The sequence below is a fragment of the Sphaerisporangium aureirubrum genome (genome assembly GCF_042658925.1).
In the GTDB taxonomy this organism is placed as follows: Bacteria; Actinomycetota; Actinomycetes; order Streptosporangiales; family Streptosporangiaceae; genus Sphaerisporangium; species Sphaerisporangium aureirubrum.
Map to the genome: position 1 here is coordinate 289,313 of NZ_JBHSRF010000001.1, position 23,127 is coordinate 312,439.

Here is a 23,127-nt window from a genome sequence, read left to right on the forward strand (position 1 = left end):
GACACGCACCAGGGGCCGGGCCCTCCGTCGTCGGTGAGACGAAGTCATCCCCTCGTGAGGGTCATCCTGAGGCCACTTTAGGTGACACCGGGAGCTGTCTTCCTCGTGGGGATGGGGACGGCACGCAAAGCGGTACACGTTGTGACCAATTGCCTGCGCGGCGGTCATCACCTACTGCGGCGAGAGTCGTCAAAAAAGACAGCGCCGAAGGCACCATGTTCGGGACGGTGCGACTCTCAAGCGTGACGGGTTCGCCGTCGCTAGCGTAGGTAGTCGCTGGTCTCGGCTCCGAGTACGTTCAGGAGAGCCAGAGCCTCGGCGGCGGGGGAGCCTTTTGGGGCGCTGTAGAGGACGAGGTGCTGGTCGCGGTCTGTGAGGGTGAGGGCGTCGCAGTCGACGGTGATCTCGCCTACGACTGGGTGGCGGAAGGTTTTCGTGAGCATGGGGGCGCCCTGTACGTCGTGTCGCTCCCAGAGGCGGGCGAAGTCGGGGCTGGCGTCGCGGAGTTCGGCGATGAGGGCGGTCACCGTGGGGTCCGCGGGGTAGCGGGCGAGGGTGGCGCGGAGTTCCATGACGACGTGGTGGCGGAACTCGGTGGCGTCGGAGATTCCGTACAGCGTCGCGCCGGGGCGCGTCGGGCCGAGGAATGCCCGGCGTGCGAGATTTCGGTCCCTTGGGGGGAGCTTGGCGAAGTCCTCCATGAGCGCGGCCGCTAGGTCGTTCCACGCGAGTACCTCGAAGACGGCGGACGTCACGAAAGCGGCCGTCTGCGGCAGCCGTTCGAGGAGGGCGAGGATGCTCGGGCGGACGTCGCGACGGTGCAGCCGGGTACGGGTCGGCGCGGTGCCCGCGAGGACGTGGAGGTGGTCGGACTCGGCGTCGGTGAGCCGCAGCGCGCCCGCGATCCCGGCGAGGACCTCGCCCGACGGCCGCGGTGCCCGGCCCTGTTCGAGCCGGACGTAGTACTCGGTGGAGATGTGCGCGAGGACCGCGGCCTCCTCGCGGCGCAGACCCGGTGTCCGGCGTCGCGGTCCGGAGGGGAGGCCGACGTCCTCCGGCCGGAGCCGCTCGCGACGGCTGCGGAGGAACGCCCCGAGCTCCTGCTTGTCCATACCCCCAGTCTGCACGCCGCGCGGCGGCGGATCCTGGTACCACCTGTGCCTGCATCCGGCCGGGAGGCCACCTGAAACTGGCCTCATGACCAACAACATCGACGTCGCACCCATCGGCCTGCTCACCGGCAAGGTCGTGTTCATCACCGGCGCCAGCCGCGGCATCGGGGCGGCCGCGGCCCGGCTCTTCGCCGCCGAGGGCGCCGCCGTCGTGCTCGCCGCCCGCAGCACCGACGCCCTGGACCGCGTCGTCACCGAGGTCCGCGCCGGCGGAGGCGTCGCCGACGCCGTCACCATGGACCTCGCCGACCGTGCGAGCGTCCGCGCGGCGGTCGGCCGCGTCGAGGAGCTGCACGGACGGCTCGACGGCGCCTTCAACAACGGCGCGGCGATCCAGCACCCCGGCCCGCTCGACACCACGAGCGACGAGGACATCGACGAGCAGTTCGCGGTGAACTTCCGCTCGCACTGGACCGCCATGACCGCGCAGGCCGCACTCATGCGGCGGAACGGCGGCGGGGCGATCGTCAACAATTCGAGCATCGGCAGCCGCCGCGCGAACACCGCCCTCCCCGCGTACGGCGCCATGAAGCGCGCGCTCAACAGCATCACCGAGACCGCGGCCGTGACCTGGGGCCGTCAGGGCATCCGGGTGAACGGCATCACCCCCGGCGGCACCGCCACGGAGATGATCGACGCGTGGGAGGCCGTATCCCCGGGCATCATCGAGCGCAACAAGGCGGCGACCCCACTCGGCCGCATGGCCGAGCCCCGCGAGGTGGCCGAGCTGGCCGCGTGGCTGCTCAGCGACCGAGCCTCGATGGTGACCGGCGCGATCGTGCCGGTGGACGGCGGCGCGGGCGCCTGAAAAGGGGCTCCGATGTGCCTCGCCGGCCAACCCGCGGGAGTCGGCCCGCCCCGATCACTCGTGAAAGCGCTCTCTCGGACCCCAGGCGTACGGTGTCGGCATGGAGCTAGCTGAGATCCGGAGATATCCGGTTAAGTCGGTTTCAGGCTGGGTGGTGGATTCGGCGGTCGTGGAGCCGTGGGGGCTGGCGGAGGACCGCCGCTGGGCCGTCGTGGACGAGTACGGGGGAGGCCACTGGGTCGGGGAGAATCCCCGGCTGCTGTCGGTCGTCGCCCGTGTCACCGACGAGGGCGGCCTGCTGCTCGACGCGCCGGGGATGCCCCAGCTGAAGGTCCCCCCGGCCACCGGAGAAAAGTTTCCCATGCGCTTCTACGAACTGGACTCCGCGATACTGGCCCATCCCGACGCCCACGCCTGGTTCACCCGCCTGCTCGGCAAACCCACCCGCCTGGTCTGGCTCGACGACCCCAACCGCTGCCCCGTCCCGGCCTCCCACGGCGGCCTGCCCGGCGAGGTCGTCAGCTTCGCCGGGGACGCCCCCATCCTGCTCACCTCCCGCTCCTCGCTGCGCCGCCTGGACGACTGGATCCTCGAAGGCGCCATGGAACGCCAGGACGACCCGCCCGCCCCCCTGGACATGGCCAGATTCCGCCCCAACCTCGTGATCGACGGCGCACCCCCGTACGCCGAGGACGACTGGCGCGAGATCCGCATCGGCTCGGTCGCCTTCCGCTTCACGGAGCACTGCGACCGCTGCGCCGTCACCACCTACGACCCGGTCACCATCGAAAAGGGCAAGGAGCCCCTACGCACCCTCGCCCGCCACCGCGGCTGGGACGGCAAGACCTGGTTCGGCATCCGCATGGTCCCCCGGGGCCGGGGCGAAATACGACTCGGCGACCCGGTCACCGTCCTGGCCTGAACCGGCCGGACGCCGCGGGGAGGCGGTCAGCCGCGGTAGGCGCTAATAGCGATCTGGACGAACGAGCGGATCAGTGGGTTCGGGTCGCCCTTGTTCCATGCCGCCACCACGCGGCTGGGCGCCATGTCGATCAGGGGGACGACGGCCAGCTCCTCGGGCGGGGTGTGGCCGAGCGGGGCCATCCCGACCGTGCCGTTCCAGAGCACGGCCTGGAGGCACTCCTGGACGGCGCGTACCACCGGGCCCTCGCGGGGCTCGCCGCCGTTCCAGTACGACCGCCAGATCGGGTCGGTGCCGTCCGGGAACTGGAACCAGTGGCGGCCGGCCAGGTCGGCCAGTTCCAGGTGGTCGTGGCAGGCCAGCGGGTCGTCGGCGCGCAGGACCGCCCCCACGGGATCGGCGCGTAGGTCGTGGACCACCAGGCCGGTCTCGTCGAACGGGCCGCGGGTCAGGGCCACGTCGACCAGGCCGGCGCGCAGGCCGCAGGTCGGGTCGGTCAGGTCGGTGTCGCGGACGTGGACCTCGACGTCCGGGTGCCGCGCACGGTACGCGGCGGCCAGCCGCGTCGCGGCCCGGTCGGTGCTGTCGCCCAGGATGCCGACGGTGATGCTCGCGGCACCGGCCGCGGCGGCCACACGGACGCGCAGCCGGTCGGCCTGGTCGAGCAGGGAGCGCGCCTCGTCCAGCAGTGCCGCCCCGGCGGGGGTGAGCGTGACGCCCGCGGGGGAGCGGTGCAACAGGACGGCTCCGATGCCGGTCTCCAGGTGCCTGATCGCCCGGCTCAGGGGAGGCTGGGTCATGTGCAACCGGGCGGCGGCTCGGCCGAAGTGGAGTTCCTCGGCGACGGCCACGAAATAGCGCAGCGAGCGTAGCTCCATGACCGGCGACGATATCCGCACGGTATCGGGACCACCTAGCCGGACTTGGACGGCCGCGCCGCCCGGGGGGTCGAATCGGAGCATGACCGACGAACCTGTGACCAGCGAACCGCTGAGTGACCCCGCCGTGCGGGTCTCCGGTGCCGAGGAGATCGCCCCCGACCTGCTGGTGATCCCGAACCACCGGGTCGCGCTGGTGCCCAACATCGGCGTCATCGGCGGCACGGACGCCGTGCTGGTCGTCGAGACGGGCATCGGCACCGCCAACGCGGAGCAGGTGCTCGCCTTCGCCTCCGAGGTGGCGAAGGGCCGACGGCTGTACCTGACCACGACGCACTTCCACCCCGAGCACGCGTTCGGCGCGCAGGTGTTCGCCGGCCGCGCCACGTACCTGGTCAACCGCGCCCAGGCGGACGACCTGAGCACGAAGGGGGCGGGCTACCTGGAGATGTTCCGGGCCTTCGGCGGCCATGTCGCCCACCGCCTCGACGGCGTACAGGTGCCCACCCCCGACGTGGTCTACGACGACGACGCCTGCGACCTGGACCTCGGCGGACGGACCGTACGGCTGCGCCCCACCGGCCGGGGCCACACGAAGGGCGACCAGGTGGTCGAGGTCCCCGACGCCGGCGTCCTGTTCACCGGGGATCTCGCCGAGACCGGCCAGTTCGCCATCTTCCCCTGGTTCCCGCCCTACGACACGGACGTCTCCGGCGTGCGCTGGCTCACGGTGATGGACCGCCTGGCCGCCACCGGACCCCGGGTGGTGGTCCCCGGCCACGGCGACCCCGGCGGCCCCCAGGTGCTCACCGACGTCCGCGACTACCTGCGCGAACTACGCGACGAGACCTGGCGCCGCCGTGACTCCGCGATGGGCGAGGCCGAGATCGTCGCCGAGGTCCGGGCACTGCTGATCGACCGGCACCCCGAGTGGGCCGGCCAGGAGTGGATCGAACGGGGCGTCGGGTGCCTCTGCGCCGAGCACGCCGTGTGATCCCCGAAACAGCGCCCGGACCGTCGCATTTGCCGAGAGCATGTCGACCAGTGCGATGGTGCGCGTAAAGGCCCACGGTGATCGAGCCGGGCCGAGTCGAGCGAAGGAGAACCCCTCATGGCTTCGACCGTGCTGTACATGTCCATGTCCCTGGACGGCTTCGTCGCCGGGCCCAACGAGAGGCTGGACAACGGGCTGGGGGACGGCGGGGAGCGCCTTCACGAATGGACCGGCGTCATCGACGATGTGAATCAGCTGGGTACGGGCGAACGGATCGGCGCCGGCGACCGTGAGGTCATCGACGAGTTCCTCTCCACGGGGTCGGTGCTCGCCGGCCGCGGGACGTTCGAACCGGCCGGAGGGTGGAACGGGGACCACCACGACGGCGTGCCGATCTTCATTCTCAGCCGGCATCAGCCCGAGGAACGCTTCGCGGGGTGGCCCGGGGTCACCTATCTGAGCGATCTCGGGGAGGCGGTGCGCCGGGCCAAGGAGGCGGCGGGGAAGAAGAACGTGCTGGTCCACGGGGTGGGTACCGGCCAGCGGTGTCTTCAGGCGGGGCTGCTCGACGAGATACAGATCCACCTGATCCCGGTGCTGCTCGGGGAGGGGCGGCGGCTCTTCGAGCACCTCGGGGCCGAGCACATCGAGCTGGAGACCGTTCAGGTGGTGCGGGGGACGGAGGCGACGCACCTGCGGTATCGCGTGCTGCGGTGACAGCGGTCAGAAGGTGAGCGGGGGGAGCTCGGCGCGGGTGGGGAGGCCTTGCCAGGTGCTCTGGCTGGCCACGGTGAAGGCGGCCAGGGCGCAGCCTCGGCGGAGGCGGTCGGTGGGGTGGAGCTCTTCCAACAGGCCGCTGAGGTAGCCGGCCACGAAGGAACCGCCGGCGCCTGCCGGGTCCACCACCGTCACGGGGGCGGCCTGGGCGTCGTAGCGCATGCCGTTGACGGTGGAGCTGGCGCCTTTGCCACCTCGGGTGACCACCAGCTCGCGGATCGTTCCAATCACGGGCTCGATCAGCTGGAGTTCGTCCTGGTTGACGAACAGTACGTTGGCGCCGGTCGCCAGCTCGGTGAGGGCCTCCACGGCCTCCTGGCGGTCCATCCACAGCTGGGGACGGAAGTTCACGTCGACCGAGACGGACAGGCCGGCGTCCCTGGCCAGCTTGACGGCGTGGTGGGCGGCGCTCCAGGCGGTGCCGCTGAGGGCGGGGGTGATGCCGGTGACGTGCAGGACCTTGGCGGACTGGACGGCGCGGGCGGGGATGTCGCCGGGGCCGAGGCGGGCGCCGGCCGAGCCGCCGCGGTAGTGCACGACGTGCCCGGCGCGCCCGATGCGGCGCTGCCGCATGGCGAGGCCCGTGGCGGCGCCGGGGTCGGACTGCACGTGGGAGGCGTCGATGCCCTCGCCGCGCAGCACGGTGAGGATGCGGGCGCCGAGCTCGTCGCCGCCGACCCGTCCGAGCCAGGTCACCGAGTGGCCCAGCCGGGCGAGCCCGACGGCGGTGGTGAGCTCGGGGCCGCCGACGTCGAGACGCACCTCCGTGTCGTGGCGGATGCGGTCGGTGGAGATGACGCCGAGAGCCTCTCCGAGCGTGAACACGTCGGTCATGTCAGGATCTTTCATGCCAGGCGGACTGCCCATCTGCGGCGCTGATGGCGGACAGCATGGCAGAGACCGATGGTCCTCACAACGAACTGTGCGATTCCCGCCGGGTACGCGGACGCCCCGGCGCCGCCGCGCGGGGTGTCACTCCTCGAACGCCTCGCTCACCGCCTGGCAGAAGGCTTTCAGGTCGTCGGGCATCCGGCTGGTGATCAGCCGGTTCGGCCCGCTGGTGCACACGACGACCTCCTGGTCGGTCCAGGTGGCCCCGGCGTTGGTGAGGTCGGTCCTGAGGCTCGGCCACGAGGTGAGCGCGCGGTCCCTGACCACCCCGGCCTCGATGAGCGTCCACGGCGCGTGGCAGATCGCCGCCACCGGCTTGCCCGCCTCGAAGAAGCCCCGCACGAAGTCCACGGCGTCCTCGTCCATCCGCAGGAAGTCCGGGTTGGCCACCCCGCCGGGCAGCACGAGGGCGTCGTAGTCGGCGGGCCCGGAGTCACGGACCGTGGTGTCCACGGCGAAGGTGTCCCCCCGGTCCAGGTGGTTGAACGCCTGGACGCGGCCGGGATGGGTGGAGACCAGCCGCGGGGTCCCTCCCGCCTGTTCGACGGCCCGCCATGGCTCGGTGAGCTCGACCTGCTCCACCCCCTGCGACGCCGTCAGGAAGGCGATCGTCTTACCCTGAAGCATGATCACTCCTCTGAGCTGCGGTTTTCTGTCCCTTCTTCATTAGCGGTGCCCGGCAATCCGCCGGGTATGCAAGAGGCGGACGCCGCTCCGGTGCGGCGCCCTCGGGCCGTTCCTGCTCAGAACGCGGAAAAAAACTCAGAACTCGTCCAGCAGCGCGGTGAGCATCCGCCGGGACTCCGACACGGTGGCGGCCTCCACGCACAGGTGGTCCATCACCTTCATGTACGGGTCGGTCTCCTCGCGTTTGTCCAGGTACAACGCGCTGGTGAGCTGCTCCATGTACACCACGTCCGGCAGGTCGCCCTCGTGGAACCGCAGGATGCTGAACGGCCCGCCCGCCGCCGAGTGGCCGCCCTGCCCGAACGGCACCACCTGGACGGTGATGTTGGGAGCCCGCGTCATATCCAGGAGGTACTCGACCTGGGCCCGCATCACCCCGGGCCCGCCGAGCGGGCGGCGCAGCGCGGCCTCGTCCACCAGCGCCCACAGCTTCGGGCCGCCCGGTTCGATGATCCGTTGCCGGCGGGCCAGCCGCAGGTCCGTCCGGCGCTCGATCTCGTCCTCCGGCGCGCCGGAGTGGCCGAGCTTGATCACCGCGCGGGCGTAGTCGCGGGTCTGGAGCAGGCCGGGCACGAACTGGATTTCGTAGGTGCGGATCGTGGTGGCGGCCTCCTCAAGGCCGACGTACAGCTCGAACCAGCCGGGCAGCAGGTCGCTGTACTTGTGCCACCACCCGGGCGCGTTGGCCTGCCGCGCGAGGCCGAGGAAGACCTCCCGCTCCTGGGACTCGCCCACGCCGTACAGGGTGAGCAGGTCGGCCACGTCGCGGTCCTTGAAGCCGACCCTGCCGAGCTCGATGCGGCTGATCTTGGCCTCGGACGCACGGATGCTGTGGCCCGCTTGTTCGCGGGTGATCCCCCGGGTGGTACGCAGCCGGCGCAACTGAGCGCCGAGCAGGATGCGGAGCGCGGTGGGTCCACCCCTCGGCCGGGCGAGCATATGGATCTCGGGTGTGCCGTCCTGTCCGAGCGGCATGGCCATGCGGGTCGCTCCTTGGAGCCATGATTGGGTAAGCCGTCGTGTCCAATCCTGAGGCCCCATCGGGCTTCCCGACCACCCCAGAGGACCTCTTACTTCTCAGGACGGGAAAACCGACCTTAGGTGCCTATACCGGCGTTCTGCATGAAAAGTTGTAATTTTGCACGTGCAGATGTTCTTGCATCCGCCTCGTGCGTGCAGAAGGATTGACTCTCCCGCGTCATCTCCGCATCCGCGGGCACACGACGTAGTGAGGACGTGATGACCGCACAACCGGTACGCCGGCAGGCCGTCGTACGAGGCGAAGCGCCCTGGTGGCTGCTTCCTTCGGCCGAGGTCGCCCTGTCCGGCCCCGCCGGCGCCGAGCTGCGGGAGCTGGGGCGTGCGGGGGCGCCGGTCAAGGCCGCGCGGGACTTCACCGCCGCCACCCTGGACGGCTGGGGCCTCACCGAGCTGTCCGCCGACGCCCGCCTCGTCGTCTCCGAGCTCGTCACCAACGCCATGCGCCACGCGGGCGAGCCAGGCGGCCTCCGCCTCTTCCACCGCTCCTCCCACCTCGTCTGCGCCGTCTTCGACCCGGCCGAGCGACCCCCGGTCATGTCCGACACCGACGACTTCGCCGAGAGCGGCCGCGGCCTCTGGCTGGTGGACAACCTGTGCTCCTCCTGGGGCTGGCACCTGCTGGACGGCCACGGCAAACTCGTCTGGGCCTGCCTCCTCGCCCCGTACGTCACCCGCCACCGCACCCCCGCCTAGCGCGGCGTCCACACGCCGTCGCCGGGCGGCCCCTCGCCGCGGCGCCGGTGCGACGGGATCTGGTACGGCGTGTCCGGCGCCGCCGTGCGGCGTCCGGCCTCGATCGTCAGGCGGGTGAGCTCCACCCGCGAGCAGATCCCGAGCTTGCGGAAGATCTGCCGCAGGTGGAAGGCCACCGTGTGCGCGCTGATGAACATCTGGTCGGCGACCTGCCGGTTGGTCCAGCCCTGGGTGACCAGCGACGAGACCATGCACTCGGTGTCGGTGAGGCTCTCCCAGCCGGTGACCGGACGCTCGGCGGTCGTCCAGTGGCGGTGCCGGACGCCCAGCCTGCGCAGCCTGCGGCGCAGCCGGGCGGCGTCGCGACCGGCCCCGGCGGTGTCGAAGCCGGTGAGGGCCCGGTCGAAGGAACGGATCGCGGCGGGGGGATCGTCCCCGGCCAGCAGCACCCCGAGATCCTCGGCGGCGGACGCGTGGTTCCACGGATCCGTGGCGGTCTCGGCGGCCCTGGCGAGCATGCCCCGGTCGCCGTCCAGCAGCCCGCGCGCGTGCAGCGCGGCGGCCCGTACGGCGGGAAAACCGGCCCCGGCGGCGGCCAGCCTCTCGACGGCCCGCACCACCACGCCGGCGCAGGCCCGCTCGCCGGCGGCCAGGGCCAGCCGCACCAGCCACGCCGCGTCCCCGGGCTCCCCGGCCAGCACCCCGGCCCCTTCCCGCAGCGCGGCGTAGACGGGCCGCGCCACCTCCATCGCCGCCCCCGGCCCCTCCCCGGCCTCGGCCGTCTTGACGCCGACCATCGCGCACCCCGCGTACCGGGCGGCCGTCCGCAGGTCCCCCCGCCGCAGCGCCACCGTGCCGAGCACGGGCGCGGCGAGCGGCACGAACAACCGCGTCCCGAGCGACTCGGCCAGGTCGAGCCCGGCCCGCGCCTGCGCCACCGCCTCCTCCGGCCGCCCGGCGGCCAGCGCCACCCGCGCTCGCACGAACGCGGGACAGGGAGCCCGCACGCCGTGGTCGAGCGCCTCCACCTCCTCGCCCGCCTCCCGCGCCACCCGCGCGGCCTCGTCGAGCAGGCCGCCCGCGGCCAGCATCGGCGCCAGCACCAGCCGCGGATGGACCCGCCGCACGTCCGCCGGCCCCCCGGCCGCCCGCCGTACGGCCTCCCGGGCCATCCCGACCCCTTCGGCCAGCCGCCCTGCGTCCCAGCGCACCCGCGCCAGCACCACCAGCGCCCCGGCCCGCACCGCCTCCCCGTGGTCGGCGCCCGCGAGGATCCCCTCGGCCCGTTCCGCCGCCCGCCGCGTGTCCGGCGACTCCGCGAGCGCGCGCAGCAACGCCAGGACGGCACGGTCGTGCGCCCCCCCGGCCAGGGTCGGCTCGCCCAGCGCCGTCTCCGCCTCCGTCACCGCCTCGGCGACCTGCCCCCGCAGCAGCAGGATCCCGGACAACGCCCGCCGCAGCTCGGCCGCCGCGGGACCGGGCGCGGGGTGGGCCAACGCCGACCGGGCGAGGTCCTCCGCCGCGGCGAGCCGTCCCGCCTCCGTCATGGCCTGGATCGCGGTCACCATCCGCGCGACCCGCCCGGGATCGGCCAGATCGCTGAACCGCACGGCCTGCACGGCCAGCTCCGCCGCGGCGCCGGGCGACGTCGACAGCGCCTCGCTCACCGCCTGGTCCAGCCCGGTGAGGGTCCGCGGGTCCCCGGGCCGTGACCCCTCTACCAGGTGCCCCGCCGCCCGCACCGGCGACCCGCCCCGGTCGAGCAGGATCTTCCCGATCTGGTGGTGCAACGCGTTGCGCACCGGCGAGGGGATGGCCGCGACGATGGTCCGCCACACCAGCTCGTGCCGGAACTCCAGCGCGTCCTCGGCGGCCGTCAGGATCCCGGCCCCCACCGCCTCCTCGAACGCGGGCAGCAGCGCCGCCGGGGGAGCGCCGAGCAGCTCGGCCGCGTCCTCCACCCCGAACGACCGCCCGAGCACCGCCGCCGCCTCCACCAGGTGCCGCGTCTCCCGCCGCAGCCCCGCCAGCCGGTGCCCCACGGCGTCCCGCACCCGCCGCGGCGGCTCGGCGCAGCGCAGCCCGGCCCGTCCGCCGTCGATCTCCACGGCGTCCTCCTCCCGCAGGCCGGCCAGCAGCTCGCCCAGCAGGAACGGGTTCCCGCCCGCCCCCTCGGCCATCGCCAGCAGATCGGGCCGCGGCACCGCCCCGAGCACGTCGGCCACGACGGCGGCCACCGCGTCCCCCGGCAGCGGCCCGAGGACGATCCGCCCGGCCCCGTGCCGTCCGAGCACCTCGAACAGCCGCTCCGCCTCGTCGCACCGCGTCCCCGTGGCCCGCGCGAGGATCCAGGCCACCGGCACCTGCGCGACCTCCCACTGCAGGGTGCGCAGCGCCGCCAGCGTCGTGTGGTCCGCCCACTGCAGATCGTCCAGGGCGACCACCACGGGATGGCTCGCCGCCCGCTTCTCCAGCCCCACCCTGAGCTGCTCCAGCAGCCGCACCCGCAGATCGACCTCGGCGACGGGCTCGGCCGCGCGCGGAACCTCGCCGAGGGCCATGAACAGCGGGGCGAGCGGGACGAACTGCCCCACCTCCTCGGCCCCGCCGACGACCGGCAGGAGCCCCAGGCGCACGGCCCGCGCGGCGGCCTCGGCGACCAGCAGGCTCTTGCCCGCCCCCGGCTCGCCCTCGATCAGCAGCGTCCCGCCCGTGCCGCCCGCCGTCGTCCGCAGCAACCGCTCGACGGCCCGCCATTCGGAGTCGCGTCCACGCATGTGTCCCCCCAGCGAAACCGGGTCCGGTCACGGGGGGCCTTCGCCTGTGGCCGGTCATGCGGCTCACCTGGCCTTTTACCCACAGTACAACTACCCGATCTGAGGATGTGGGGCCGGTCGCGGCCGGTCAGTCTCGAAGGTGGGGCGCCCGGTCTGCCGCGCGCGGGCCGGGCCAAGTCCGGCGGGGGGAACTCATGGCGAAGGCAGTAGGCATCGACCTCGGTACCACCAACTCCGTGATCGCGGTCACCGAACAGGGGCAGCCGACCGTGATCCCCAACGCGGAGGGGGAGCGCACCACGCCGTCCGTGGTGGCCTTCACCCCGAACGGCGAACGCCTGGTCGGCAGGCTGGCCCGCCGCCAGGCCATCCTCAACCCCAAGGGCACCATCTACTCCGCCAAGCGGTTCATCGGGCGCCGGTTCGACGAGGTGGGCAGCGAGATCAACGCGGTGTCGTTCGACGTGGTCCCCGGCCCGGACGACGCGGTGCGCTTCAAGGTGGGCGACCGGATGTACGCGCCGGAGGAGATCGCCGCGATGGTGCTGCGCAAGCTGGTCGCCGACGCCGCCAAGTTCCTCGGCGAGAAGATCACCGAGGCCGTCATCACGGTGCCCGCGTACTTCAACGACGCCCAGCGGCACGCCACCAGGGACGCCGGCCGCATCGCGGGCCTGGAGGTGCTGCGGATCATCAACGAGCCGACCGCGGCCGCCCTGGCGTACGGCCTGGACCGCAAGGGCGCCGAGACCGTGCTGGTGTACGACCTCGGCGGCGGCACCTTCGACGTCAGCGTCCTCGACATCGGCGAGGGCGTGATCGAGGTACGGTCCACCGCCGGGGACACCCACCTCGGCGGCGACGACTTCGACCGCCGTGTCGTCGACCACCTCGGCGACGAGTTCCAGCGGCAGGAGGGCATCGACCTGCGGCGCGACCCACAGGCCCTGCAACGGCTGTTCGAGGCCGCGGAGAAGGCCAAGGTCGAGCTGTCCTCGGTCACCCAGACCGCGATCAGCCTGCCGTTCATCACGGCCGACGCCAACGGCCCGAAGCACCTGAACACCACCCTGATGCGCTCGACGTTCGAGGAGATCACCCACGACCTGGTGGAGCGGACGAAAGGCCCGGTGGAGCAGGCCATGGCGGACGCCAAGCTGTCGGCCGACGACCTCGACGAGGTCATCCTGGTCGGCGGCTCCACCCGGATGCCCGCCGTGCAGGAGCTGGTGCGGCGCCTGACCGGCGGCAAGGAGCCGAACATGACGGTCAACCCCGACGAGGTGGTGGCCGACGGCGCCGCCATCCAGGCCGGGGTGCTGAAGGGCGAGGTCAAGGACGTCCTGCTGCTGGACGTCACCCCGCTGTCGCTCGGCGTGGAGACGCTGGGCGGCGTGATGACCAAGGTCCTGGAGCGCAACACCACGATCCCGGCCCGCCGCACCGAGACCTTCAGCACGGCCGAGGACGAGCAGAACGCCGTCGACGTGGTGGTCCTGCAGGGGGAGCGGGAACGCGCGGCCGACAACCGGGCGCTCGGGCGGTTCCGGCTGGAGAACATCCGCCCGGCGCGGCGCGGGGAGCCGCAGATCGAGGTGACGTTCGACGTGGACGCCAGCGGCATCCTCAACGTCACCGCCAAGGACAAGGAGACCGGCGGCGAGCAGCGCATCACGATCAGCGAGAGCTCCAACCTCGACAAGTCCGAGATCGACCGCATGATGCGGGACGCCGAGCAGCACCGGGCCGAGGACGCCAGGGTGCGCGAGGCGATCGACGCGCGCAACGTGCTCGACTCGGCGGCCTACCAGGTGGAACGGCGCCTCGCCGAGCTCGGCGACTCGCTGCCGGTGCACGAGAAGGCCCGCGCCGAGCAACTGGTCGCCGACGCCCGCCAGGCCATCACGGAGGAGGCGCCCGTGGAACGGCTGCGCGACCTCGCGTCGGAGCTGCGGCAGGTCGACCAGAGCCTCGCCACCACACGGCCGCCCGAGGAGGCCGCGCGGGAAGGCCACGCGGAGGCGGGGGCGCGTACCGGTCGCGGCGATGACGACGACGTCATCGACGCCGAGTTCACGGCGGAATGACATGACCGAGCAGATACCGGACCGGCCGCCGGAGCCGGACGAGCGCGCCACCGAGGCCAGGATCGCCGAGCTGGAGGACAAATGGCTGCGTGCCGTCGCCGACCTGGACAACGCGCGTAAACGGATGGACAGGGACGCGGAGCGGGTGCGCGCCGAGGAGCGGGCCCGCTCGGTACGCGAATGGCTGCCGGTCCTGGACAACCTGGACCTCGCGCTGCGGCACGCCGACGCCGACCCCAAGAGCGTCATCGAGGGCGTGCGGGCGGTGCGCGACCAGGCGGTGTCCCTGCTGGAGCGCCTCGGATACGCCCGCCACGACGAGGCCGGGGTGCCGTTCGACCCCGGTCTGCACGAGGCCGTCGGCACCGTGCCCGCGCAGGGCGCCGCGCCCGGCACGGTGGCCGAGGTCGTGCGGCCCGGGTACGGCGAGGGGGACCGGCAGCTGCGCCCGGCGACCGTGCTGGTCGCCACGGCGCCGGAGTGAGGTCCCATGGCGGCACGTGATCTCTACGAGGTCCTCGGGGTGCCGAGGACGGCGAGCCGTGAGGAGATCCAGCGTGCGTACCGGAAGCTGGCCCGCGCCCACCATCCCGACGTGAACAAGGAACCCGGCGCCGAGGACCGGTTCAAGGACATCGCGGAGGCCTACGACGTGCTGTCCGACCCGGCCAAGCGGCAGCGCTACGACGCGTTCGGCCCGGACTGGCGCTCGGTGCCCGAGGACGTCGACCCGGACGCCTGGAGCCGGGCGCGGCCCGGACGCAGGGCCCGCGCCGGGGCCGGGGCCCGGTCCGGGGGGCGCCCCGACTTCGCGTACGGCTTCGGGGGATTCGGTCCCGACGTCGACCTCTCGGACCTGTTCGGCGGGAACTGGGGCCCGGTGCCCGGCGCCGACCAGGAGGCCGAGATCACCGTCGGGGTGGACGACGCCTACCACGGCGCCCGCCGCACCGTCACCCTTCAGACGCCGGGCGGGCCGCGCACCATCCACGTCACCATCCCGCCGGGGGTGACCGACGGGCAGCGGATCCGGCTCGCCGGGCAGGGCGGCCGGGGCGACGGCGGACGGCCCGGGGACCTGTACCTGATCACCAGGATCGCGGACCCCCGGTACCGCGTGGAGGGCCGCGACCTGTACGCGCCGCTGCCGCTCACCCCCTGGGAGGCGGCGCTCGGCGCCACCGTCGCCGTGGACACCCCCGGCGGCGAGGCCAAGCTGAAGATCCCGCCGGGCACCTCCACCGGCCGCCGCCTGCGCCTGCGCGGGCGGGGCCTGCCGAACCCCAGAGGCCAGGCCGGGGATCTGTACGCCGAGGCGCGGATCATGGTGCCGCCCCGGCTCACCGGCGACGAGCGGCGCCTGTTCGAGCAGCTGGCCGCCCTGTCCGACTTCGACCCGAGGAGACACCCGTGACGACCGCGCTCAGCCGGCTCCCCGGCCTCAGCCTGGAACAGTTCGCCCGCGCCGGTGACCTGCACCCCGAGCAGGTGCGGAGGCTGGTCCAGCTCGGGCTGCTCGACCCCATCGCCGGCCCCGAGCCCCGGTTCGCGCCGTCCCAGCTCGCGGTGCTCGGCCGCATCGAACGGCTGCACGCGGGCCTGTGCGTCAACTACGCCTCGCTGGGGCTGGTCATCGACCTGCTCGACCGGATCGCCGAACTGGAGGCCGCGCTGCGGCGCGTGCCGTCCAGACGGCGGCGGTGGTGAAAACGTCAATCAAACCAGGTTGAGGGCGTAATACGCGTAACGCGTAATCGGCTTTTAGCGAAAATGTGCCGTCGGTGAAAAAGTCGGCATCGATGAGTTTTTTCTGGAAGTGTTGGGGCCGTATTCCCCGGTGTTCGCTCCGCCGGGCTCCGTCGACAGGAAGCAGGCCCTCATGACCGACTCCCGGCGCCCTCACCCCTTCGGCCGCGTTCTCTCCTCCACCACCACCAGGGACTACGCCCCGCCGGTGCAGTACGAACCAGTCGTCCAGCGCCTGCTGCGCGAACGCATCATCTTCCTCGGGCAGGAGGTGGACGACGAAATCGGCAACCGTATCTGCGGCGAATTGCTCCTCCTGGCCGCCGAAGATCCGCACCGTGACATTTTCATTTACATCAACTCGCCGGGCGGTTCGGTGACGGCCGGCATGGCCATTTACGACATGATGGAATATGTCCCCAACGACATCTCCACGGTCGCCATGGGCCTCGCCGCCTCCATGGGCCAGTTCCTCCTGTGCGCCGGCACCCCCGGCAAGCGCTACGCCCTCCCGCGCGCCCGCATCATGATGCACCAGCCCTCCGGCGGCATCGGCGGCACCGCGTCCGACATCAGGATCCAGGCCGAGCAGATGCTCCACACGAAGAAGACCATCGCCGAGCGCATCGCCCACCACACCGGCCAGTCCATCGAACGCGTCACCTCCGACTCCGACCACGACCGCTGGTTCACCGCCGAGGAGGCCAGGGAGTACGGCTTCGTCGACCACGTGGTGACCACGGCCCGCCATGTGCCCTCCGCCGGCCCGGTCTCCTGAAGGCCCCGCGATGACGAACCCCAGCGGGACCGAGGCCGAAGTGATCCCCATCCACAGCCGTTACGTCATGCCGACCTTCACCGAGCGCACCTCGTACGGCATCAAGGAGATGAACCCGTACAACAAGCTCTTCGAGGACCGCATCATCTTCCTCGGCGTGCAGATCGACGACACCTCGGCCAACGACGTGATGGCCCAGCTCCTCACGCTGGAGTCCCTGGACCCCGATCGGGACATCAGCATCTACATCAACTCGCCGGGCGGCTCGTTCACCGCGATGGCCGCGATCTACGACACCATGCAGTTCGTCCGCCCCGACATCCAGACGGTGTGCATCGGCCAGGCGGCCTCCGCGGCGGCCATCCTGCTGGCGGCCGGCACCCCGGGCAAACGCGCCGCCCTGGCCCGGTCGCGCGTGCTGCTGCACCAGCCGTCCATGGAGGGCAGCTTCGGCTCCTCCAGCGACCTCGAGATCCAGGCGAGAGAGATCATGCGCATGCGCACGATGCTGGAGACGATGGTGGCGCGCCACTCCGGCCGCTCCATCGAGACCGTCCGCGCCGACATCGAACGCGACAAGATCTTCACCGCCGAGCAGGCCAAGGAGTACGGCCTGGTGGACGACATCTTCACCAGCAGAAAACGTTCATGACACGCGAAGACGGGGGGTGCCGCGCCGCACCCCCCGTCAGGTCCTCGCGGGATCAGACCTGGCCGGCCTTCTCCAGCGCCGTGCAGCAGGTGTCCACGATCAGCCGGGTGACGACGTACGGGTCACAGTTGGCGTTGGGCCGGCGGTCCTCGATGTAGCCGTGCTTGTCCACCTCGACCTGCCACGGGATGCGCACCGAGGCGCCGCGGTCGGACACGCCGTAGCTGAACTCGCTCCACGGGGCGGTCTCGTGCATGCCGGTGAGACGGTGCTCGATGTCCGCGCCATAGCCCTTGATGTGCTCCTGCGCCTTCTCGCCCAGGGCCTCGCACGCGGTGATGATCGCGTCGTACGACGAGCGCATCGCCTGCGTGGAGAAGTTGGTGTGCGCTCCCGCGCCGTTCCAGTCGCCCTTCACCGGCTTGGGGTCGAGCGTCGCCGCCACCCCGAACTCCTCGGCGATGCGGTACAGCAGCCACCGCGCCACCCACATGTGGTCCGCGACCGCCACCGGTCCCGCCGGGCCGATCTGGAACTCCCACTGGCCGGGCATGACCTCGGCGTTGATGCCCGACAGGGCGAGGCCCGCCTCGAGGCACGCGTCCATGTGCGCCTCGACGATCTCACGGCCGTACACCTCGTCGGCGCCGACGCCGCAGTAGTAGAAGCCCTGCGGCGCGGGGAAGCCCCCCGCCGGGAAGCCCAGCGGCCGGCCGTCCTTGTAGAAGGTGTACTCCTGCTCGATGCCGAACCACGATTCCTGCGCGGCGAACCGCTCGGCGACCGGCGTGAGCTTGGCCCGCGTGTTGGTCGGGTGCGGCGTCATGTCGGTCAGCAGGACCTCCGACAGCACCAGCACGTTGTCGCCGCCGCGGATCGGGTCCGGGCACACGAACACCGGCTTCAGCACGCAGTCCGACGCCTTGCCCGGCGCCTGGTTGGTGCTCGACCCGTCGAATCCCCAGGTCGGCGGTTCGGCTCCGTCCGCCAGGATCTTGGTCTTGGACCGGAGCCGCGCGGTGGGCTCGGTCCCGTCGATCCAGATGTACTCGGCCTTGTAGCTCACGTCGATCCCTTCACCCAGGCGGACAACATGCGTTCTGCACGCGGGTACGCAACGCCGAGGCTGTCAACCCGCCGTTTCCCACCTGTTGCCCATTTATGAACACCATGTGAAATGGCCTCGGAACCCTACGTGTCCTTCCTCACACATCATGCCTGGTCAAGCTGGACTTCTTCCTGTCCCGCGCCGACCGCCGCCCCCGGGCCCGCATCCGCCTTTTCGGCCCGCCCCGCGCCCCGGTACCCTGGGTCTTGTTTTCGAACCTGACTTTCCGTCCTCCGTCGTACCCCCAGGGAGCCCGCATGTCACCGTCCGCGCCGGACCAGCTGGACACGCCCACCCCCGCGGACGGGGACACCTCCCGCCGCAGGGAGTTCACCTGGAACGACCCCATGGTCACCGCCCTCGGCGGCATAAACCTCGACGGCATGGCGGCCCTCCAGGCGATCATGGACGGCACGCTGCCCGCGCCCCCCATCGCCCACGCCCTCGGCTTCGAGCTCGTCACCGCCGAGCCCGGCCACGCGACCTTCGCCTTCGAACCCGCCGAATACCACTACAACCCCATCGGCTCCGTCCACGGCGGCGTCTTCGCCACCCTCCTGGACTCCGCCGCCGGCTGCGCCGTCCACTCCATGCTCCCCGCCGGCGTCCGCTACACCACCCTCGACCTCAACGTGAAGTACCTGCGCGCCATCACCGTCGGCACCGGCCGCGTCACCGCCGTCGGCACCGTCACCCACCTCGGCGGCCGCACAGCCCTGGCCGAGGCCAGACTCCTCGACCCCGCCGACCGCCTACTGGCCACCGCCACGAGCAGCTGCCTCATCATCCGCCCCGCCTGAGCCCCCGCTCAGGCCGGTCAGCTCGGCGCTCACCCGCCACAGCCGCGCCGCGGCCTCCTCGTCGTAGCTGCTCCTGGCCGACCTCCTGGGCTTGCCGGCCGCGAAGAAACGGCCCGTCACCCCTTCGAGCTCGGGCGCGTAGGCCAGATGGATCGACGTGACGGCACCCCTGGCCGGCGACTTCATGAAAGGCCGCCACACCGGGACGAGCCACCGCTGCACGCCGCCGGGGTCCTCGCCGCCGAACGCGGTGCTCACCACGCCGGGATGCAGCGCGTTGGCGGTGACAGAGGTGGTCCGCAACCGCCGGGCCAGCTCGTAGGTGAACAGGACATTGGCGAGCTTGGACTGACTGTAGGCCCGGCCGCCGTCGAAGGACCGTTCCCCCTGAAGGTCGTCGAAGTCGATGCGCCCCATGAGATGCGCGTTGGACGAGACCGTGACCACCCGGGCCGGGGCGCTCTGCCTCAGCCGGTTCAGGAGCAGGTTGGTGAGCAGGAACGGCGCCAGGTGATTGAGGGCGAAGGTGCGCTCCAGCCCGTCCACCGTGACGTGGCGGGTGGCCCACTGCCCTCCCGCGTTGTTGACCAGCACGTCGATCCGCGAAAGCCGCTCCAGCGCCTCGCCGGCCAGCCGCCGCACTTCCGCCATGGATGACAGATCCGCGGCGAACGCCTCCACCTCCCCGCCACCCGCCACCCGGATCTCGCGGGCCACACCCTCGGTGCGATCGCGGTACCGGCCGACGATCGCGACCCGGGCGCCCATCCGGGCCAGCCCCAGGGCGGTCGCCCTGCCGATGCCCCCGGTGCCGCCGGTGACCAGCACCGTCCGGCCGGTCATCGACGTCCCGTTCATACCGTCTTCCTCAGAGATGGCGGCCGGATCGCCACGATGATTCGTCAGAGCCGGTCACCGGAGGTGACGACCGGTTCCACGTTCGGCGGGGTCAGGTCCCGGGGGACGGCCGGGCCTGCGGGGTCGTCGCCGCCGGAGTCGAGCCGGAACGGCGGGTACTGGTCGGTCATCAGGGCCACGTAGCCGGCGACCCGCAGGCCCCAGCGGTTCAGCCCCATGATGAGGTCGAACAGCGGCCGGGGGTACTCACCGGTGAACAGGACCGTGATCCCTGCGATGAGGACGAGCAGTCCGGCCAGGCCACCGCTGCCCAGGACCAGCGCGTCGGTGTCGGTCTGCCAGCTGAGCCAGGGACCGCCACCGAACAGGATCCCGACGATCACGAGATGCGGGACGGCCAGCAGCCACTTCACCAGGGCCAGACCCCGGTGCAGGCGCGGCGGGTAGTCGATGTCCAGGCGCGCGGGGTAGCCGGGAACGTCCGCCAGCGTGAACGGCGGGTAACGGTCGGTGCCCAGACCTTCGTAGCCGTAGTAGCTCACCCGCCAGCTCCACCGCATCACGCCGAGGTTGAAGTCGAAGATCGCCCGCGGGTACCGGCCCGTGATCACGATCGCGACGAGCGCGACGAAACTGAGCACGACGAACGCGATCCACAACGGGATCAGTACCAGCACGTGCGGCACGAGCAGCAGCCATTTCACCAGCCACAGCCAGCGGGATAAGGGGCCCTCCAGCCGGGCGTTCACCCGGATCGGGGAGGGCTCCCCGTCAAGGGTGGGTGCTCGTGCGGACATCGGGGTCGTGGAACTCATGGTCGTCTCCTCTTGTCGGTGCCGATGGGCCCGGGGTCGTGGGCCTCACACGCTGATGACGACCTTGCCCCGCGCGTGCCCGTCCCGCAGGTACTGGACGGCCGTGGGGGTCTCGCTCAGGGGGTAGGTCCGGTCGACGACCGGCACCACCGCGCCGGACTCGATGAGCCGGCTGAGGATCATCAGGTCTCGCGCGTTCTCCGAGCAGACGAACGTCGTCAGCCTCTGGCGGACGAACCTGGACAGCAGGGCCACCCGGAGCAGGCGGTCCGTGCCGCCGAGCCAACGTCCCCGCGTCTCGCCCCCTACGATGACGAGCGTGCCCCGCGGGGCCAGGGCCCGCCGGAGGTGGCGCAGCGAACGGTTGCCGCCGATGTCGAGGATGACGTCGTACCGCACACCCGAGTCGGTGATGTCTTCACTCGTGTAGTCGATGACGGTGTCCGCGCCGAGGGACCGGACCATCTCCGTCTTCGCCGTACCGCACACCCCGGTGATCTCCGCCTTGAACGCCTTGGCGATCTGCACGGCGAACATCCCGACGCCTCCTGACGCGCCGATGATCAGCACCTTCTGCCCGGCCTTCACGTGCCCGTGGTCGCGGACGGCCTGCAGCGCGGTGAGGGCCGACACCGAGACGACGGCCGCCTGCGCGAAGGTGAGGAACGCCGGCCTGGGCGCGAGCTTGTCCGGCGTGGCACGGGCGTACTCGGCGAACGAGCCCTCGGCGATGCCGAACACCTCGTCGCCCGGCCGCATCGTGGTCACGCTCTTGCCGACCTGCTCGACGTGCCCGGCCACCTCCCGGCCCCGTACGTGGGTCTTCGGCGCGCGGAAGCCGTAGCCGGCGAGGCGTATCGGATAGGGCAGGCCGGTCATGATGTGCCATACGCCCTGGTCCACGCCGGCGGCGCGCACGCGGATCAGCACCTCACCGTCCCCGATGACGGGCCGCTCGATCTCCGCGAGGCGCAGGACGTCCATGGCTTCGCCGTACTCGTCCTGGACGATGGCTTCCATCCTCATCGCCCTGGCCTTCACGGGGCGGCCGTTCACCTGCCGGGTGTGGGAATCGATACCCATCTCGGGGGCTCCCTACATTGTAAGCTTATGTTGTAAGTAATACGCTTACAATGTAAGTACGTCAAGGAGGCCGCGTATGCCCCACCCGAGCGCCGAGGCCCGGCCCCCGCTGAACCGGGACCAGGTGCTGGTGGCCGCCATCGCGCTGGCCGACAAGGACGGCATCGGCTCGCTCACCATGCGCAAGCTCGGTGAGGAGCTCGGTGTGGAGGCGATGTCGCTGTACAACCACGTGGCCAACAAGATCGACCTCCTCGACGGCATGATCGACCGTGTTTTCGGCGAGATCGACCTGCCCGGCGACGAACCCGACTGGCAGACGGCCATGCGCCGCCGCGCCGTCTCCGCCCGCGAGACCATGTCGCACCACCCCTGGGCCATCGGCCTGATGGAGTCACGCAGCACCCCCGGCCCCGTGACGCTACGCCACCACGACGCCGTCATCGGAACCCTACGAAAGGCAGGCTTCTCCATCGCGATGGCCACCCACGCGTTCTCCGTCCTGGACAGCTACATCTACGGCTTCGCCATGCAGGAAGCCAGCCTGTCCTTCCGCTCCGCGGAAGACTCAGCGATAGCCACCCAAATGATCATGGCCCGCTTCCCCGCCGACCAATACCCCCACCTAACCGAAATGGCCGTAGAACACATCCTCAAACCCGGCTACGACCACAGCAACGAGTTCCTCTTCGGCCTAAACCTAATCCTCACCGGCCTAGAAAAAACCCGCCACACCCTCTAACCCCACCCCACCCCAAGCCCCCACCCCACCCCGCGCCGCCCCTCCCGCGCCTCCACCCTGTTCCCCCACACCGCGCCCCGCGCGCCTCCATCCCCGCGTTGACCCCCAACGTCCGCGCCGCCCCCGCCACCCCTCGCGCCTACTCCCGCCATCAAGACCTCACCTATCTGGCGCCGAAGCGGCGAGACGCGGGTCGGCGAATCCGGCGCCGCCGTACGGCGGACAACTCGGCGTGTGTGCCGCGCCGATGAAATGGTCCTCGCGAAGGCCGCGCTCCGCGCGAAAGGCGCGAGGGCTGTGCTGGTGCGGGGGACACCCCCGCGCCCCCGGCCCTGCCGGGCTCATGGTGCTCCACCGCCACGCGTTCCGCCGGGCCGGTGTCCCGCCGTATGACGGCGCCGTGTTCGCCGTACAACTTCCCGCCGACCCGGCGCCGGTAAGACAAACTCGACGGCGCTCCAGCGCCGCCGCCTCACGGCGCTCCGCCGGCCCACCCCCACGGCCTCGAGCGGCCCTCTCCCGCCATCAAGACCTCACCTCTGTGGCGCCGAAGCGGCGAGACGCGGGTCGGCGAATCCGGCGCGCCGGGTGACGTCCCGCCAGGTGGTGTGATTTCCATGGCCGTGATCATGAACGCACCGCCCTCGGTGCCAGGAGGCGGACCATCGGTACCCTTCACGAAGATCCCCAGGAGTTACACCACTTCAGGGGACGTCACCGGGCGCCGCCGTACGGCGGACAACTCGGCGTGTGTGCCGCGCCGATGAAATGGTCCTCGCGAAGGCCGCGCTCCGCGCGAAAGGCGCGAGGGCTGTGCT

General features: G+C 71.6%; 23 protein-coding genes. 13 read left to right on the plus strand and 10 right to left on the minus strand.

All coding sequences use genetic code 11. The annotated features are described in order from the left end of the window. Positions 1 to 260 precede the first annotated feature (260 nt). Entirely contained in the window at positions 261 to 1,112 is an 852-nt protein-coding gene (locus tag ACFP1K_RS01340) for a helix-turn-helix transcriptional regulator (RefSeq protein WP_380746170.1), read from the minus strand. 85 nt (positions 1,113 to 1,197) lie between these two features. On the opposite strand from ACFP1K_RS01340, the gene ACFP1K_RS01345 reads away from it, so the two are divergent. Both ACFP1K_RS01345 and ACFP1K_RS01350 read left to right on the plus strand, forming a co-directional pair. After that, positions 1,198 to 1,980 carry an SDR family NAD(P)-dependent oxidoreductase gene (locus ACFP1K_RS01345; RefSeq protein WP_380746172.1) on the plus strand — a complete coding sequence of 261 codons (783 nt, stop codon included), beginning with the start codon at positions 1,198 to 1,200 and terminating at the stop codon, positions 1,978 to 1,980. Positions 1,981 to 2,080: 100 nt separating this feature from the next. Next, positions 2,081 to 2,902: an MOSC domain-containing protein gene (locus ACFP1K_RS01350; RefSeq protein WP_380746174.1), complete on the plus strand. Its 822-nt coding sequence runs from the start codon at positions 2,081 to 2,083 to the stop codon at positions 2,900 to 2,902. A gap of 26 nt (positions 2,903 to 2,928) precedes the next feature. On the opposite strand, the gene ACFP1K_RS01355 is transcribed toward ACFP1K_RS01350, so the two are convergent. Beyond that, entirely contained in the window at positions 2,929 to 3,780 is an 852-nt protein-coding gene (locus ACFP1K_RS01355; protein WP_380746176.1) for a LysR family transcriptional regulator, read from the minus strand. A gap of 82 nt (positions 3,781 to 3,862) precedes the next feature. On the opposite strand from ACFP1K_RS01355, the gene ACFP1K_RS01360 reads away from it, so the two are divergent. Next, positions 3,863 to 4,774 (plus strand): MBL fold metallo-hydrolase, encoded by a 912-nt coding sequence (locus ACFP1K_RS01360; RefSeq protein ID WP_380746178.1) that lies wholly within the window; start codon positions 3,863 to 3,865, stop codon positions 4,772 to 4,774. Positions 4,775 to 4,891: 117 nt separating this feature from the next. Next, entirely contained in the window at positions 4,892 to 5,491 is a 600-nt protein-coding gene (locus ACFP1K_RS01365; RefSeq protein WP_380746180.1) for a dihydrofolate reductase family protein, read from the plus strand. Between the two features lie 6 nt (positions 5,492 to 5,497). On the opposite strand, the gene ACFP1K_RS01370 is transcribed toward ACFP1K_RS01365, so the two are convergent. From ACFP1K_RS01370 to ACFP1K_RS01380, 3 genes are all read right to left on the minus strand, one after another. Further along, positions 5,498 to 6,385: a sugar kinase gene (locus ACFP1K_RS01370; protein ID WP_380746182.1), complete on the minus strand. Its 888-nt coding sequence runs from the start codon at positions 6,383 to 6,385 to the stop codon at positions 5,498 to 5,500. Between the two features lie 138 nt (positions 6,386 to 6,523). Then, entirely contained in the window at positions 6,524 to 7,069 is a 546-nt protein-coding gene (locus tag ACFP1K_RS01375; RefSeq protein WP_380746184.1) for a type 1 glutamine amidotransferase domain-containing protein, read from the minus strand. Between the two features lie 135 nt (positions 7,070 to 7,204). Further along, positions 7,205 to 8,104: a helix-turn-helix domain-containing protein gene (locus ACFP1K_RS01380; protein ID WP_380746252.1), complete on the minus strand. Its 900-nt coding sequence runs from the start codon at positions 8,102 to 8,104 to the stop codon at positions 7,205 to 7,207. A gap of 264 nt (positions 8,105 to 8,368) precedes the next feature. Between ACFP1K_RS01380 and ACFP1K_RS01385 the strand changes: the two genes are divergently transcribed. Beyond that, positions 8,369 to 8,863: an ATP-binding protein gene (locus tag ACFP1K_RS01385; RefSeq protein ID WP_380746186.1), complete on the plus strand. Its 495-nt coding sequence runs from the start codon at positions 8,369 to 8,371 to the stop codon at positions 8,861 to 8,863. On the opposite strand, the gene ACFP1K_RS01390 is transcribed toward ACFP1K_RS01385, so the two are convergent. Beyond that, a complete protein-coding gene (locus ACFP1K_RS01390) occupies positions 8,860 to 11,640 on the minus strand; it encodes a helix-turn-helix transcriptional regulator (RefSeq protein ID WP_380746188.1) in 2,781 nt (926 codons plus the stop codon). The two genes, ACFP1K_RS01385 and ACFP1K_RS01390, sit on opposite strands and share 4 nt — an antisense overlap. A 194-nt stretch (positions 11,641 to 11,834) precedes the next feature. On the opposite strand from ACFP1K_RS01390, the gene dnaK reads away from it, so the two are divergent. The 6 genes from dnaK (at position 11,835) to ACFP1K_RS01420 (ending at position 16,903) form a co-directional block, all read left to right on the plus strand. Beyond that, positions 11,835 to 13,727, plus strand: a complete 1,893-nt coding sequence (dnaK, locus tag ACFP1K_RS01395) for a molecular chaperone DnaK (protein WP_380746190.1) — start codon at positions 11,835 to 11,837, stop codon at positions 13,725 to 13,727. A gap of 1 nt (position 13,728) precedes the next feature. Then, positions 13,729 to 14,211 (plus strand): nucleotide exchange factor GrpE, encoded by a 483-nt coding sequence (locus ACFP1K_RS01400; protein WP_380746192.1) that lies wholly within the window; start codon positions 13,729 to 13,731, stop codon positions 14,209 to 14,211. Between the two features lie 6 nt (positions 14,212 to 14,217). Further along, positions 14,218 to 15,141 carry a DnaJ C-terminal domain-containing protein gene (locus ACFP1K_RS01405; RefSeq protein WP_380746194.1) on the plus strand — a complete coding sequence of 308 codons (924 nt, stop codon included), beginning with the start codon at positions 14,218 to 14,220 and terminating at the stop codon, positions 15,139 to 15,141. Then, complete coding sequence (locus tag ACFP1K_RS01410) at positions 15,138 to 15,434, plus strand: chaperone modulator CbpM (RefSeq protein WP_380746196.1); 297 nt, start codon at positions 15,138 to 15,140, stop codon at positions 15,432 to 15,434. Before ACFP1K_RS01405 ends, ACFP1K_RS01410 begins: the two co-directional genes overlap by 4 nt. Before the next feature lie 172 nt (positions 15,435 to 15,606). Then, positions 15,607 to 16,251, plus strand: a complete 645-nt coding sequence (locus tag ACFP1K_RS01415; protein ID WP_380746198.1) for an ATP-dependent Clp protease proteolytic subunit — start codon at positions 15,607 to 15,609, stop codon at positions 16,249 to 16,251. Positions 16,252 to 16,261: 10 nt separating this feature from the next. Then, on the plus strand, positions 16,262 to 16,903 hold the full coding sequence (locus tag ACFP1K_RS01420) for an ATP-dependent Clp protease proteolytic subunit (protein WP_380746200.1): 642 nt from the start codon (positions 16,262 to 16,264) through the stop codon (positions 16,901 to 16,903). A gap of 52 nt (positions 16,904 to 16,955) precedes the next feature. On the opposite strand, the gene glnII is transcribed toward ACFP1K_RS01420, so the two are convergent. Beyond that, positions 16,956 to 17,969, minus strand: coding sequence for a glutamine synthetase (gene glnII, locus ACFP1K_RS01425; RefSeq protein WP_380746202.1), 1,014 nt, complete (start codon positions 17,967 to 17,969; stop codon positions 16,956 to 16,958). A 299-nt stretch (positions 17,970 to 18,268) separates the two neighbouring features. Between glnII and ACFP1K_RS01430 the strand changes: the two genes are divergently transcribed. Next, positions 18,269 to 18,811, plus strand: a complete 543-nt coding sequence (locus tag ACFP1K_RS01430) for a PaaI family thioesterase (RefSeq protein ID WP_380746204.1) — start codon at positions 18,269 to 18,271, stop codon at positions 18,809 to 18,811. Here the strand turns inward: ACFP1K_RS01430 and ACFP1K_RS01435 are convergent. Genes ACFP1K_RS01435 through ACFP1K_RS01445 form a run of 3 tightly spaced genes read right to left on the minus strand, consistent with a single transcriptional unit; the run spans position 18,764 to position 21,567 of the window. Continuing rightward, positions 18,764 to 19,669, minus strand: a complete 906-nt coding sequence (locus ACFP1K_RS01435; protein WP_380746206.1) for an SDR family oxidoreductase — start codon at positions 19,667 to 19,669, stop codon at positions 18,764 to 18,766. The genes ACFP1K_RS01430 and ACFP1K_RS01435 overlap by 48 nt on opposite strands. Positions 19,670 to 19,713: 44 nt before the next feature. After that, positions 19,714 to 20,484: a DUF4389 domain-containing protein gene (locus ACFP1K_RS01440; protein ID WP_380746208.1), complete on the minus strand. Its 771-nt coding sequence runs from the start codon at positions 20,482 to 20,484 to the stop codon at positions 19,714 to 19,716. Positions 20,485 to 20,529: 45 nt separating this feature from the next. After that, entirely contained in the window at positions 20,530 to 21,567 is a 1,038-nt protein-coding gene (locus ACFP1K_RS01445; RefSeq protein ID WP_380746210.1) for an NAD(P)-dependent alcohol dehydrogenase, read from the minus strand. A gap of 76 nt (positions 21,568 to 21,643) precedes the next feature. Here ACFP1K_RS01445 and ACFP1K_RS01450 point away from each other — a divergent pair, with 76 nt between their 5' ends. Then, on the plus strand, positions 21,644 to 22,309 hold the full coding sequence (locus tag ACFP1K_RS01450) for a TetR/AcrR family transcriptional regulator C-terminal domain-containing protein (RefSeq protein ID WP_380746212.1): 666 nt from the start codon (positions 21,644 to 21,646) through the stop codon (positions 22,307 to 22,309). The last annotated feature ends 818 nt before the right edge of the window (positions 22,310 to 23,127 follow it).

What these genes read in the sequence shown, in the direction of transcription:
- ACFP1K_RS01340 (WP_380746170.1), bottom strand. Translation starts at nt 1,112, where the DNA reads ATGGACAAGCAGGAGCTCGGGGCGTTCCTCCGCAGCCGTCGCGAGCGG.
- ACFP1K_RS01345 (WP_380746172.1), top strand. Translation starts at nt 1,198, where the DNA reads ATGACCAACAACATCGACGTCGCACCCATCGGCCTGCTCACCGGCAAG.
- ACFP1K_RS01350 (WP_380746174.1), top strand. Translation starts at nt 2,081, where the DNA reads ATGGAGCTAGCTGAGATCCGGAGATATCCGGTTAAGTCGGTTTCAGGC.
- ACFP1K_RS01355 (WP_380746176.1), bottom strand. Translation starts at nt 3,780, where the DNA reads ATGGAGCTACGCTCGCTGCGCTATTTCGTGGCCGTCGCCGAGGAACTC.
- ACFP1K_RS01360 (WP_380746178.1), top strand. Translation starts at nt 3,863, where the DNA reads ATGACCGACGAACCTGTGACCAGCGAACCGCTGAGTGACCCCGCCGTG.
- ACFP1K_RS01365 (WP_380746180.1), top strand. Translation starts at nt 4,892, where the DNA reads ATGGCTTCGACCGTGCTGTACATGTCCATGTCCCTGGACGGCTTCGTC.
- ACFP1K_RS01370 (WP_380746182.1), bottom strand. Translation starts at nt 6,385, where the DNA reads ATGACCGACGTGTTCACGCTCGGAGAGGCTCTCGGCGTCATCTCCACC.
- ACFP1K_RS01375 (WP_380746184.1), bottom strand. Translation starts at nt 7,069, where the DNA reads ATGCTTCAGGGTAAGACGATCGCCTTCCTGACGGCGTCGCAGGGGGTG.
- ACFP1K_RS01380 (WP_380746252.1), bottom strand. Translation starts at nt 8,104, where the DNA reads ATGCCGCTCGGACAGGACGGCACACCCGAGATCCATATGCTCGCCCGG.
- ACFP1K_RS01385 (WP_380746186.1), top strand. Translation starts at nt 8,369, where the DNA reads ATGACCGCACAACCGGTACGCCGGCAGGCCGTCGTACGAGGCGAAGCG.
- ACFP1K_RS01390 (WP_380746188.1), bottom strand. Translation starts at nt 11,640, where the DNA reads ATGCGTGGACGCGACTCCGAATGGCGGGCCGTCGAGCGGTTGCTGCGG.
- dnaK (WP_380746190.1), top strand. Translation starts at nt 11,835, where the DNA reads ATGGCGAAGGCAGTAGGCATCGACCTCGGTACCACCAACTCCGTGATC.
- ACFP1K_RS01400 (WP_380746192.1), top strand. Translation starts at nt 13,729, where the DNA reads ATGACCGAGCAGATACCGGACCGGCCGCCGGAGCCGGACGAGCGCGCC.
- ACFP1K_RS01405 (WP_380746194.1), top strand. Translation starts at nt 14,218, where the DNA reads ATGGCGGCACGTGATCTCTACGAGGTCCTCGGGGTGCCGAGGACGGCG.
- ACFP1K_RS01415 (WP_380746198.1), top strand. Translation starts at nt 15,607, where the DNA reads ATGACCGACTCCCGGCGCCCTCACCCCTTCGGCCGCGTTCTCTCCTCC.
- ACFP1K_RS01420 (WP_380746200.1), top strand. Translation starts at nt 16,262, where the DNA reads ATGACGAACCCCAGCGGGACCGAGGCCGAAGTGATCCCCATCCACAGC.
- ACFP1K_RS01430 (WP_380746204.1), top strand. Translation starts at nt 18,269, where the DNA reads ATGTCACCGTCCGCGCCGGACCAGCTGGACACGCCCACCCCCGCGGAC.
- ACFP1K_RS01435 (WP_380746206.1), bottom strand. Translation starts at nt 19,669, where the DNA reads ATGAACGGGACGTCGATGACCGGCCGGACGGTGCTGGTCACCGGCGGC.
- ACFP1K_RS01440 (WP_380746208.1), bottom strand. Translation starts at nt 20,484, where the DNA reads ATGAGTTCCACGACCCCGATGTCCGCACGAGCACCCACCCTTGACGGG.
- ACFP1K_RS01445 (WP_380746210.1), bottom strand. Translation starts at nt 21,567, where the DNA reads ATGGGTATCGATTCCCACACCCGGCAGGTGAACGGCCGCCCCGTGAAG.
- ACFP1K_RS01450 (WP_380746212.1), top strand. Translation starts at nt 21,644, where the DNA reads ATGCCCCACCCGAGCGCCGAGGCCCGGCCCCCGCTGAACCGGGACCAG.